General features: G+C 73.0%; 11 protein-coding genes. 4 read left to right on the top strand and 7 right to left on the bottom strand.

What is annotated here, in order from left to right; all coding sequences use genetic code 11:
* Positions 1-206 precede the first annotated feature (206 nt).
* Positions 207-1,697 carry a 30S ribosomal protein S1 gene (gene rpsA / locus AB0P06_RS20795; RefSeq protein ID WP_329487183.1) on the bottom strand — a complete coding sequence of 497 codons (1,491 nt, stop codon included), beginning with the start codon at positions 1,695-1,697 and terminating at the stop codon, positions 207-209.
* Positions 1,698-2,111: 414 nt separating this feature from the next.
* On the opposite strand from rpsA, the gene AB0P06_RS20800 reads away from it, so the two are divergent.
* Positions 2,112-2,966, top strand: a complete 855-nt coding sequence (locus AB0P06_RS20800) for a class I SAM-dependent methyltransferase (RefSeq protein WP_363609330.1) — start codon at positions 2,112-2,114, stop codon at positions 2,964-2,966.
* A 21-nt stretch (positions 2,967-2,987) separates the two neighbouring features.
* Entirely contained in the window at positions 2,988-5,534 is a 2,547-nt protein-coding gene (hrpB, locus tag AB0P06_RS20805) for an ATP-dependent helicase HrpB (protein WP_363609332.1), read from the top strand.
* A 79-nt stretch (positions 5,535-5,613) separates the two neighbouring features.
* Here the strand turns inward: hrpB and polA are convergent, their stop codons facing one another.
* On the bottom strand, positions 5,614-8,313 hold the full coding sequence (polA, locus tag AB0P06_RS20810) for a DNA polymerase I (RefSeq protein ID WP_363609350.1): 2,700 nt from the start codon (positions 8,311-8,313) through the stop codon (positions 5,614-5,616).
* A gap of 260 nt (positions 8,314-8,573) precedes the next feature.
* Here polA and AB0P06_RS20815 point away from each other — a divergent pair, with 260 nt between their 5' ends.
* Both AB0P06_RS20815 and hisS read left to right on the top strand, forming a co-directional pair.
* On the top strand, positions 8,574-9,038 hold the full coding sequence (locus AB0P06_RS20815) for a hotdog fold thioesterase (RefSeq protein ID WP_363609334.1): 465 nt from the start codon (positions 8,574-8,576) through the stop codon (positions 9,036-9,038).
* A 142-nt stretch (positions 9,039-9,180) separates the two neighbouring features.
* Positions 9,181-10,488 (top strand): histidine--tRNA ligase, encoded by a 1,308-nt coding sequence (gene hisS / locus AB0P06_RS20820; RefSeq protein WP_363609336.1) that lies wholly within the window; start codon positions 9,181-9,183, stop codon positions 10,486-10,488.
* 61 nt (positions 10,489-10,549) lie between these two features.
* Here hisS and AB0P06_RS20825 read toward each other — a convergent pair whose 3' ends face one another.
* From AB0P06_RS20825 to AB0P06_RS20845, 5 genes are all read right to left on the bottom strand, one after another.
* Positions 10,550-10,690, bottom strand: a complete 141-nt coding sequence (locus AB0P06_RS20825) for a hypothetical protein (protein WP_363609338.1) — start codon at positions 10,688-10,690, stop codon at positions 10,550-10,552.
* A gap of 23 nt (positions 10,691-10,713) precedes the next feature.
* Positions 10,714-11,010, bottom strand: coding sequence for a hypothetical protein (locus AB0P06_RS20830; protein WP_363609339.1), 297 nt, complete (start codon positions 11,008-11,010; stop codon positions 10,714-10,716).
* Positions 11,007-11,255, bottom strand: coding sequence for a hypothetical protein (locus AB0P06_RS20835; protein WP_363609341.1), 249 nt, complete (start codon positions 11,253-11,255; stop codon positions 11,007-11,009). Before AB0P06_RS20835 ends, AB0P06_RS20830 begins: the two co-directional genes overlap by 4 nt.
* Complete coding sequence (locus tag AB0P06_RS20840) at positions 11,243-11,503, bottom strand: hypothetical protein (protein WP_363609343.1); 261 nt, start codon at positions 11,501-11,503, stop codon at positions 11,243-11,245. The genes AB0P06_RS20835 and AB0P06_RS20840 overlap by 13 nt, the downstream gene beginning before the upstream one ends.
* A partial coding sequence (locus tag AB0P06_RS20845; protein WP_363609345.1) for an ATP-binding protein occupies positions 11,500-11,885 on the bottom strand: 386 nt, incomplete at its 5' end. The genes AB0P06_RS20845 and AB0P06_RS20840, both read right to left, overlap by 4 nt.

Here is an 11,885-nt window from a genome sequence, read left to right on the forward strand (position 1 = left end):
AGCAGCCCGATCGGGCAACTCATCCCAAGGTAGGTCCTAGGTCCCGAACGGCACATAGTGAACAGATGAGCCCCTTATCACAAAAATCCTTCACATAAGGGACAAATAAGTGAAGAGGAAAAACAATGCGCCCCACCCGGAAATCCGGGTGGGGCGCATCGCTCAAGCGGTGTCGCTATGCGCTAGCGACCGGCAGGGTCAGAGCCTCAGCTCTGGCCACCCGCCAGCTTCTCGCGCAGGGCGGCCAGGGCCTCGTCCGAAGCGAGAGCGCCGGAGCCCTCGTCGCTGCTGGAGGAGTACGAGCCACCGGCGGCGGCGGCAACAGCGTCGCCACCCTCGGCAGCGGCCTCGGCGTCGGCCTCACGGCTCTTGATGACCTGGGCCTGGTGCTGCTCGAAGCGGGACTGCGCCTCGGCGTACTGGCGCTCCCACTCCTCACGCTGCTTCTCGAAGCCGGGCAGCCAGTCGTTCGCCTCGGGGTCGAAGCCCTCCGGGTAGATGTAGTTGCCCTGGTCGTCGTACGAAGCGGCCATGCCGTACAGGGTCGGGTCGAACTCGACCTCGGCCGGGTTGGCACCGAGGGCCTCGTTGGCCTGCTTCAGCGAGAGGCTGATGCGACGACGCTCGAGGTCGATGTCGATGACCTTGACGAAGATCTCGTCGCCGACCTGGACGACCTGCTCCGGGATCTCGACGTGGCGCTCGGCCAGCTCGGAGATGTGGACCAGACCCTCGATGCCCTCGTCCACGCGGACGAACGCACCGAACGGAACCAGCTTGGTGACCTTACCCGGGACGACCTGGCCGATCTGGTGGGTACGGGCGAACTGCTGCCACGGGTCCTCCTGGGTCGCCTTCAGCGACAGGGAGACGCGCTCGCGGTCCATGTCGACGTCGAGAACCTCGACGGTGACCTCCTGGCCGACCTCGACAACCTCGGACGGGTGGTCGATGTGCTTCCAGGACAGCTCGGAGACGTGAACCAGACCGTCGACGCCGCCGAGGTCCACGAACGCACCGAAGTTGACGATCGAGGAAACGACGCCGGAGCGCACCTGGCCCTTCTGCAGGGTGGTGAGGAAGGTCTGGCGGACCTCGCTCTGGGTCTGCTCCAGCCAGGCACGGCGGGACAGGACCACGTTGTTGCGGTTCTTGTCCAGCTCGATGATCTTGGCCTCGAGCTCCTTGCCCACGTAGGGCTGGAGGTCGCGGACGCGGCGCATCTCGACGAGCGAGGCCGGCAGGAAGCCACGGAGGCCGATGTCGAGGATGAGACCACCCTTGACGACCTCGATGACGGTACCGGTGACGATGCCGTCCTCTTCCTTGATCTTCTCGATCGTGCCCCAGGCACGCTCGTACTGAGCGCGCTTCTTGGACAGGATGAGACGACCCTCCTTGTCCTCCTTCTGGAGAACCAGGGCCTCGATGTTGTCACCGACGGAGACGACCTCGTGCGGGTCAACGTCGTGCTTGATCGAGAGCTCACGGGACGGGATGACGCCCTCGGTCTTGTAACCGATGTCGAGGAGCACCTCGTCACGGTCGACCTTCACGATGACGCCCTCGACGATGTCGCCATCGTTGAAGTACTTGATGGTCTCGTCGATCGCGGCGAGGAACGCCTCAGCGTCGCCGATGTCGTTGACCGCGACCTGCGGGGTGGTGCTGAGGGAGGAGTCGGTGGGGCTCGTCATTAGGAAAAGGGCTCCGGTACGGACATGAAGTCGTAGGTAATGCCACGCGGAGGGCCCGTATCGCTCCCACCGAAAGCCGGACAGCCAAGAACACGGCGCACCGGAGGTTCCCGCACAGCGAGAAAACCGGTGTCCGTCTTGCGACCGTGGGGTCTTCGACAGATGCGAGCGCGACCTGCTCCGTCCGAGGCGCGCAGGCCCGCAGCGCAACTTGTAGCATACGGGGACGGCCAGGAACGGTCAACGCCAAGGGCGTCAAGACGGTGGAGGCCGGTATGGATCAGGCCATATCCTCCGATTGCGCACCTCATGGGTGGCGGCCGCAGGAAGCCTTCCCCGGATGCCACCGCCAGGATCCGGGCCTTTCGGGCCGGGTTCGCGGCAGCGGCGCTTCCGCAGACCACACCCTACGCGATGGGCATTATCACCGTGGCCACCACCCCCCAGTCCGACCTGCATGATCTTGACGACGACGGCGACGACGCGGTAAGGCGCGCGGCCGAGGCCGGCGAGAGCAGCCGGGCCAGCCGGCACTGGTGGGACCGCAACGCGGACGAGTACCAGGACGAGCACGGGGAGTTCCTCGGCGACGACCGGTTCGTCTGGTGCCCGGAGGGCCTGGACGAGGCCGACGCCCGGCTGCTCGGGGACGTCCGGGGGCTGGCCGTGCTGGAGCTCGGCGCCGGCGCCGCCCAGTGCTCGCGCTGGCTGGCCGGACAGGGCGCCCGCCCGGTGGCCCTGGACATCTCCTTCCGCCAGCTCCAGCACTCCCGCCGGATCGACCTCGCGCGCGGCGTCTCCCCCGTACCGGTGGTGCAGGCCGACGCCGCCGTGCTGCCGTTCGCGGACGGCTCGTTCGACCTGGCCTGCTCCGCGTACGGGGCGGTGCCGTTCAGCGCCGACACCGCCGCGCTGATGCGCGAGGTGCACCGGGTGCTGCGGCCGGGCGGGCGCTGGGTGTTCTCGGTCACCCACCCGATCCGCTGGGCCTTCCCGGACGAGCCCGGGGTCGAGGGGCTGACCGCCGTCGCCTCCTACTTCGACCGCACCCCCTACGTGGAGGAGGACGAGCACGGCCGGGCCACCTACGTCGAGCACCACCGCACGCTCGGGGACCGGGTGCGCGAACTGACCGGCGCCGGCTTCCGGCTGCTGGACCTGGTCGAGCCGGAGTGGCCGCAGGGGCACGAGCAGGAGTGGGGCGGCTGGTCGCCGCTGCGCGGGCGGCTGATCCCGGGCACCGCGGTCTTCGTCGCCGAGCGGGGCTGACGCATCGGGGAAACTGTCCGGGTGAACCCCGTCTGGCGCGAACTGCCCGTCCGTACCGCCCTGCCCGCGCTGCACCGCGCGCTCGACGAGCGCGGCACCGCCGTGCTGGCCGCCCCGCCCGGCACCGGCAAGACCACCCTGGTGCCGCTGGCGCTGGCCGGGCTGGCCGGGGACGGCGGCGAGGGCGGCGGCCCGGTGCGCCGGGTGCTGGTCGCCGAGCCCCGCCGGCTGGCGGTACGGGCGGCGGCCCGGCGGATGGCCTGGCTGCTCGGCTCGTCCGTCGGCGCCGAGGTCGGCTACACCGTGCGCGGCGAGCGCCGGGTCGGCCCGGACACGGTGGTCGAGGTGGTCACCACCGGCGTGCTGCTCCAGCGGCTCCAGCGCGACCAGGAACTCCCGGGCGTGGACGTGGTGGTGCTGGACGAGTGCCACGAGCGGCACCTGGACGCCGACACCGCGCTCGCCTTCCTGCTGGACGTCCGGGCGGCGCTGCGGCCGGAGCTGCGGCTGGTCTGCGCCTCGGCGACCTCCGACACCGCGGCCTGGGCCGAACTGCTGGGCGGCGGCGGGGCGGTGCCCGCGCCGGTGGTCGAGGCGCACGGGGTGTCCCACCCGGTCGAGGTGGTCTGGGCGCCGCCACCGCGCGCCGTCCGGCCCGCGCACGGCACCCGGGTCGACCCGGCGCTGCTGGAGCATGTCGCGGCCACCGTCCGGCGGGCGCTGGCCGAGCGGTCCGGGGACGTGCTCTGCTTCCTGCCCGGCGTCGGCGAGATCGCCCGGGTGGCCGGACTGCTCGCGGGCGCCCCGGCGGAGGTGCTGCAACTGCACGGCCGGGCACCGCAGTCGGTGCAGGACGCGGCGCTCACCCCGGCCGCCGGGCGCCGGGTGGTGCTGGCCACCTCGGTCGCCGAGTCCTCGCTGACCGTGCCGGGCGTACGGGTCGTGGTGGACGGCGGGCTGGCCCGCGAGCCGCGGACCGACCACGCCCGCGGCCTGGCCGCCCTGGTGACCGTCCGGGCCTCGCTGGCCGCCGCCCGGCAGCGGGCCGGCCGGGCCGGGCGCGAGGCGCCGGGCGCCGTCTACCGGTGCTGGGCGGAGGCCGAGGACGCCCGGGCGGCGCGCTTCCCGACCCCGGAGATCGCGCTCGCCGACCTCACCCCGTTCGCCCTCCAGGCCGCCTGCTGGGGCGACCCGGACGCGGCCGGGCTGGCGCTGCCCGACCCGCCGCCGGCCGGGGCGATGGCCGCCGCCCGGCAGACCCTGCTGGCGCTGGGCGCGGTGGACGCCGACGGGCGGGCCACCGCGCGCGGTGTCCGGCTGGCCCGCACCGGGCTGCACCCGCGGCTCGCCCGCGCGCTGGTGGACGGCGCCCCGGCGGTCGGTGCCCGGCGGGCCGCCGAGGTGGTGGCGCTGCTGTCGGAGGAGCCCCCGCGGGCGCTCGGGGACGACCTCGGCGCCGTCCTGCGGACCGTCCGGGAGGGGCGCGATCCCTACGCCGGCCGCTGGCGCGAGGAGGTCCGGCGGCTGCTGCGCGGGGCGGGCGACGCCCCGGCGACACCACTGCCGGACACCGCGGCGGTCGGCCTGGTGGTGGCGCTGGCCTTCCCGGAGCGGATCGCCCGCGCCCGGGTCGAGAAGCCCGAACCGGGCGCGCACAGCCCGTATCTGATGGTCTCCGGCACGGCCGCCGAACTGGCCCCCGGCACCGCGCTGGGCGCCCTGCCGTGGCTGGCCGTCGCGGTGGCGGACCGCCCGGCCGGGTCGCCGTCCGCGCGGGTGCTGCACGCGGCCGCGCTGGACGAGGAGACCGCGCGGCTGGCGGGCGCGCCGCTGCTGGCCGCCCGGGAGGAGGTGCGCTGGGACGCCCGGCGCGGCGAGGTCGCGGCCCGGCGGGTGGAGTCGCTGGGCGCCGTCGAGCTGGCCGCGGCGCCGCTGGACCGGCCGGACCGGGCGCTGCTGCGCGCCGCGCTGCTGGACGGCCTGGCCCGCGAGGGCGTGAGCGGTCTGCTCTCCTGGCCGGCCGGCGCGGCCGGGCTGCGGGAGCGGCTGGCCTTCCTGCACGCGGCGCTCGGCGAGCCGTGGCCGGACGTGGGCGACGAGGCGCTGCTGGCGGCGGCCGACGACTGGCTGGAGCCGGAACTCTCCCGGGCCCGGCGGCGGTCCGACCTGGCGCGGATCGACACCGCGTCGGCCCTCCAGCGGCTGCTGCCGTGGGCGGGCGGCGAGGCCGGCCGGCTGGACGAACTGGCCCCGGAGCGGATCACCGTCCCGTCGGGTTCGCGGGTCCGGGTCGACTACAGCGGCGAACGGCCGGTGCTGGCGGTGAAGTTGCAGGAGCTGTTCGGCTGGGCGGCGGCCCCCGCGCTGGCCGGCGGGCGGGTGCCGCTCACCGTCCACCTGCTCTCCCCGGCCGGCCGCCCGGCCGCCGTCACCGGGGACCTCGCCTCCTTCTGGCGCGACGGCTACCGCGCCGTCCGCGCCGATCTGCGCGGCCGCTACCCCCGCCACCCCTGGCCGGAGGCCCCGACCACGGCGGAGGCCACCCGGCGCACCAACACGCGCAGATGAGGGCCGGGCCGCCCGCCCCGCCCGGAAGACGGCCGCGGACGCGGACCGAGGCCCGCGCCCGCCGCCGTCCGGACGCGTGTCAGTGCGCGGCGGCCTCCCAGTCGGCGCCGACGCCGACCGAGACGTCGAGCGGGGCGCGCAGCGGGTAGGCGCCGGCCATCTGCTCGCGGACGACCGCCTCGACCCGCTCGCGCTCGCCGGGGGCCAGCTCCAGCACGATTTCGTCGTGCACCTGGAGCAGCATCCGGGAGCCCAGGCCGGCCGCGCGCAGCGCCTCGTCCACCCGCAGCATGGCGATCTTGACGATGTCGGCGGCCGAGCCCTGGATCGGGGCGTTGAGGGCCATCCGCTCGGCCATCTCGCGGCGCTGGCGGTTGTCGCTGTTGAGGTCCGGCAGGTAGCGGCGGCGGCCGAGCAGGGTCTCGGTGTAGCCGGTGGCGCGGGCCTCGTCGACGACCCGGCGCAGGTAGTCGCGGACGCCGCCGAAGCGCTCGAAGTAGGTGTCCATCAGGCCCTGCGCCTCGGCGGGCTTGATGCCCAGCTGCTGCGAGAGCCCGTACGCGGAGAGCCCGTACGCCAGACCGTAGGACATGGCCTTGATCTTGCGGCGCATCTCGGCGTCGACGGAGCCGCCCGGGACCTCGAAGACCTGGGAGGCGACGGTGGTGTGCAGGTCCTCTCCGGTGGCGAAGGCCTCCAGCAGGGCCTCGTCCTCGGACAGGTGCGCCATGATGCGCAGTTCGATCTGCGAGTAGTCGGCGGTGAGCAGCGACTCGTAGCCCGCGCCGACGACGAAGGCGCGGCGGATGGCGCGCCCCTCCTCGGTGCGGACCGGGATGTTCTGCAGGTTCGGGTCCTGCGAGGAGAGCCGGCCGGTGGCGGCGACCATCTGGTTGAAGGTGGTGTGGATGCGGCCCTGCGGGGAGACCGTCTTGAGCAGGCCCTCGACGGTGGTGCGCAGCTTGGCCTGGTCGCGGTGGCGGAGCAGGATGACCGGCAGCTCGTTGTCGGTCTGGGTGGCGAGCCAGGTGAGCGCGTCGGCGTCGGTGGTGTAGCCGGTCTTGATCTTCTTGGTCTTGGGCAGGGCCAGCTCGCCGAAGAGGATCTCCTGGAGCTGCTTGGGCGAGCCGAGGTTGAACTCGCGGCCGGCCGCGGCGTGCGCCTCCTCGACCACGCGCTGGATCTCGGCGGCGAACTGGGCCTCCAGGCCGGTGAGCCAGGCCCGGTCGGCGGCGATGCCGGTGCGCTCCATCCGGGCCAGCAGGGCGGCGATGGGCAGCTCCATGTCGCGCAGCAGTTCGGTGGCGCCGACCTCGGCGAGGCGGGTGTCGAAGAGCGCGGCGAGGTCGAGCACGGCGCGGGCCTGGAGCATCAGCGCCTGGGCGCGGGCGGCCGTGCCGTCGGTGCCGTCCTCCTCCTCGGGGGCGTCGAAGGCGAGTTGGCCGGTCTCGGCGACGGGGGCCGGGGTGAGCGAGCGGCCGAGGTACTCCTCGGCGAGCACCTCCAGGCCGAAGGTGCGCCGGCCGGGCTTCTCCAGGTAGGCGGCGAGGGCGGTGTCGGCGGCGACGCCCTCGATCCGCCAGCCGCGCTCGGCGAAGGCGCGCATGACCTGCTTGGCGATGTGCAGGGCCTTGGGGGCGGCCGGGTCGGCCAGCCAGGCGGCGAAGGCGCGTTCGTCCTCCTCCGCGAGCAGGGCCGGGTCGAACCAGGCGGCGCCCTCGCCGACGGCGAGCGCGACCTCGGTGACCTCGCCGGTGCCGAGCGCCCACTGGTAGACGGCGGCGAGGGCGACCGGGGTCTTCCCCGCGGCGTGCTGCCGGAGCCAGGCGGCGAGCGTGCCCGGGTCGGTGAGCAGTTCGCCGTCGACCTCGACGCCGGGGGCGAGTTCGGCCTCGGCGGCGGGCTGCTCGGCGCCCGGGTCGATGCCGAAGACGCGGTCGCGGAAGTTGGCGTTGCGGAACTCCAGCGACTCCATCAGGGTGCCGACGGCCTCGCGGTCGAACGCGGCGCGGCCCAGGTCGTCGACGCCGAGCGGGAGTTCGACGTCGCGGACCAGCTCGGTGAGGACGCGGTTGCGCTTGACCGAGTCCAGGTGCTCGCGCAGCTTCTCGCCGATCTTGCCCTTGACCTCGTCGGCGCGGGAGACCAGTTCGTCGAAGGAGCCGAACTGGTTGACCCACTTGGCGGCGGTCTTCTCGCCGACGCCGGGGATGCCGGGCAGGTTGTCCGACGGGTCGCCGCGCAGGGCGGCGAGGTCGGGGTACTGGCGGGGGGTGACGCCGTACTTCTCGGCGACCTTCTCCGGGGTGTAGCGGGTCAGCTCGGAGACGCCCTTGGTCGGGTAGAGGACGGTGATGTGCTCGGTGACCAGTTGGAGGGAGTCGCGGTCGCCGGTGACGATGTCGACGTCGTAGCCGGCCGCCTCGGCGGCGGTGGCCAGGGTGGCGATGATGTCGTCGGCCTCGAAGCCCTCGGCGGTCAGCCGCGGGACGCGCATGGCGTCCAGCAGTTCGCCGATCAGCGGGACCTGGCTGCGGAACTCGTCCGGTGTCTTGGCGCGGTTGGCCTTGTAGTCGGGGAACTCGACGGAGCGGAAGGTCTGCCGGGAGAGGTCGAAGGCCACCGCGACATGGGTGGGCCGCTCGTCCCGCACCGTGTTGGCGAGCATCGAGGCGAAGCCGTACACCGCGTTGGTGGGCTGGCCGGTGGAGGTGTTGAAGTTCTCCACGGGCAGCGCGTAGAACGCCCGGTAGGCCATCGAGTGCCCGTCGAGCAGCATCAGCCGGGGCCGCGATCCGGCCCCGCCGCCACCCGTCGCGCCCTTGTCCGTACTCTGCGTAGCCACGTCAACGTCCGTTCCTGCCGATTCCACTACCGGCCCCCGATCCTATGGCCCGGCACCGACAAAAGGGACGCCGCGCGGGGCGGGGCCGGGCGGGCGACGCGCCTGCCCGCCGCCGCGGTCGCTACCGCCCAGTAGCACGGTCGTACGATCGCAGGCAGCACGACGACGTGACCCCGAGCGGCAGGAGCTTCCCCATGACCGGCGCGACCCCCGACGCGTCCACCGTCCTGAAGGTCCCCCAGGACGTGCTGGACCACTTCGCCAAGCTGGGCGTGGAACCGGCCACCTTCTCCGGTGGCCACCTCGGCGAGAAGCTCGGCATCCGGATCGTCGAGGCCTCGGGCGACCGGGTGGTCGGCACCATGCCGGTCGAGGGCAACCAGCAGCCGTACGGGCTGCTGCACGGCGGCGCCTCGGCCGCGCTCGCCGAGACCCTCGGCTCGATCGGCGCGATGCTGCACGCCGGCCCGGGGCGGTACGCGGTGGGCGTGGACCTGAACGCCACCCACCACCGCTCGGCCACCTCCGGACTGGTCACCGGGGTCGCGACCGCCGTCTTCAAGGGGCGCACCGCCGCCACCTACGAGATCGCGATCACCGACGACACCGGCAAGAGGATCACCAGCTGCCGCCTGACCTGCATGCTGCGCGACCTCTGACGGCCCGGCCCGGCCTGACCGCAGCGGGCCCTCGCCGAGACGGCGAGGGCCCGTGCACCGCGGCGGGAACCGATCTGAATCGCGCCGGCCATACGGCCCGATCTCGCTCGGGGCGCGCTCCTGATGGGGAATCATCTAGGCCATGGCAACAGACAGTTTCCTCCCCCCGTCCGGCACCCGCGACTTCCTCGCCGTGGAGTCCGACGCCCGCGAACGGGCGTTCGCCACAGTCCGAGAGGTGTTCGGCCGGTACGGCTTCCAGCCCCTCCAGACGCCCGCCTTCGAGCGGCTGGAAGTACTGACGGGCAAGTACGGCGACGAGGGCGACAAGCTTGTGTTCAAGATCCTTCGCCGCGGTGAACACGAGGCCGGCGGGGAGGCGGATCTGGCCCTGCGGTACGACCACACCGTCCCCCTTGCCCGGGTGGTGGCGGCCTACGGCAGCCAACTGCCGGTGCCGTACAAGCGGTATGCACTGGCCCCGGTGTGGAGGGCCGACCGACCGGGCAGGGGCCGGTTCCGCGAGTTCGTCCAGTGCGACCTGGACGTGGTGGGAACAGCCTCCCCCCTCGCGGATGCCGAGGTGGTCTCGGCGTTGCACGAAGCACTGGAACGGCTCGGCGTCCCGGAGTTCCGGTTCCTGGTGAACAGCCGAAAGACGCTCGCCGGGCTGCTGGAGGTGTACGGGGTCCCGGCCGGCCACGGGGGCGGGGTACTGATCACCCTGGACAAGCTCGACAAGCTCTCGCCCGACGAGGTGGTCCGGGAGCTCGTGGCCGATCGCGGTGTGCCCGGGACGACCGCTCACGGGCTTGTGGACGACCTCACCGCCCCGGATGCCACGGACCGGATCCGGAAGGAGCTGAAGGGCAGCGCGACCGGCCAGGAAGGACTGGCCGAGGTGGACCGGCTGCTCTCCCTGCTCTCCGGGACCGTCCCGCCCGGACGCATCGTGTTCGCGCCCAGCCTGGTTCGCGGGCTGGACTACTACACGGGCGTCATCTACGAGGTGACGGCGCCCGGCATGCCCGGCTCGATCGCCTCCGGCGGCCGGTACGACGGACTCATCGGGCGGATGTCCGGCAGTGACACACCCGCGTGCGGCGGCTCGCTGGGTATCGAACGGATTCTGCCACTGCTGTCCTCCGCCGCTCAGCAGCCGGCACCCGCACTGGACGTTGCCGTGACCGTGCTCGGTGAGGCCCTGGCCGACGACGCGTTCCGCATGGCTGCCGCCATCCGCCGCACCGGACAGCGCACGGGTGTCTACCTGGGGTCGAGCGGGAAGCTGGCCCGGCAGATGAAGTGGGCCGCAGACCAGGGCGCCCGGTTCTGCCTGATCTACGGCGAGCGGGAGCGGGAGGCCGGAGAGGTGATCGTCCGGGACATGACCTCGGGCGAGCAGACGACGCACCCCGTTGACCAGGTGGCGGAACACTTCGCCCGGTAGACGAACACGACGGTGCCCCGCCCCCGAACGATCCGGGAACGGGGCACCGTGCTCATGGCACCTACTCGTCCAGGTACAGGACGGCCGTGATGGTCTTCTTGCAGGTGTCGCAGTGCATCGGCGCCTCGATCGACGCCAGGTCGCACTCGATCGTGGTCAACCGGTCGATGACTCCGGTCTCACGCTCCTTGCGCCAAGCCACCTCCCAGCGCTCGGTGTTGGCGATCAGGGCGGCGAGCGCATCAAAGAAGTCGCACTCGGGGCGGACGGTCGGCCGGTCTCGGGGCCGAAGTGGCCGGCCTGGCGGGCGATCCAGGCGTATTCGGTGGTGCCGTCGGGGAGTTGGCGCAGTTCCCAGCGGCCGTGGCGGGTGATCGGGGGCGGTGGCGGGGTGGCTGCCCGTTCGCTGGGGTGCGGCATCCGCAGGGTCGCGAGGACGCCGAGGATCACGGTGGCGATCGCGAGGGCGAGGAGGGCCACGAACGCCGTGCCGATCAGGAAGTTGACGGTGCCGGGTGTCATCGGCGGATTCCGAGGACGCGGGTGCCGAGGTGGGCGGCGAGGCCGTGGAGGAGTTCCTCGGCCTGGTCGCGGGTGAGGGGGAAGGCGAGCTGTTCGCCGGGGCCGGCGGCCACGTCGAGGTCGACGGCGAGGCGGAGCTGGACGGTGGCGTCGGGGACGTGTTCGACGGTGAGGTAGGGGACGGTGGTGCGCTCGACGTGGGCCGGCTGGGTCGAGGAGGTGGCGAGGGGGATCACGACTCCCACGGGTCACCGCCCCGCCCGGCTTCGCGGAGCAGGTGGAGGAGGTTGAGGAGCGTGCTGACGGGCGCGTTGCCGAAGTCGATCAGGACGCGGCCGTCGACGGTGCCGTTGTGGGTGGTGGCGGAGCCCCAGAGGATGCCGTGGGGGCGGCCTCGCTCGCGGAGTTCGCCGAGGAGCGCGGTGACCTGGGCCTCGGTGTACTCGCGCATCCGGGGGTCGTCCGGAGCGAGGGGCCGGTGGCGGGCGCTCACGCGGCGGCGTCCAGGGCCGCGGCGTGCAACTCGAACCAGACGCATTTGCCGTGCTTGCGGGGGACGGTGCCGAAGCGGTGGGTGAGCGCGCGGACCAGGTGCAGGCCCCGGCCGGACTGCGCGTACGGGTCGGCGCACTCGCGCGGCTCGGGCAGGACGGGGCTGTCGTCGCTGACGCAGACGCGCACGGTGCGGCCGGCAAGGACGACGACCACGGTCGGCGCGGGGCTCCCGCCGTGCTTCCACGCGTTGAAGTACAGCTCATGGAAGGCGAGTTCGGCGTCGTAGATGGCGTCGTCCGGCCATCCGGCGAGGGACATCGCGTCACTCAGCTCCGCACGGGCGGCGGACCAGTCGGGGATTTCGGGCAGGCTGAAGGCAC

The sequence above is a fragment of the Kitasatospora sp. NPDC088351 genome, assembly GCF_040685575.1.
Taxonomy (GTDB): Bacteria; Actinomycetota; Actinomycetes; order Streptomycetales; family Streptomycetaceae; genus Kitasatospora.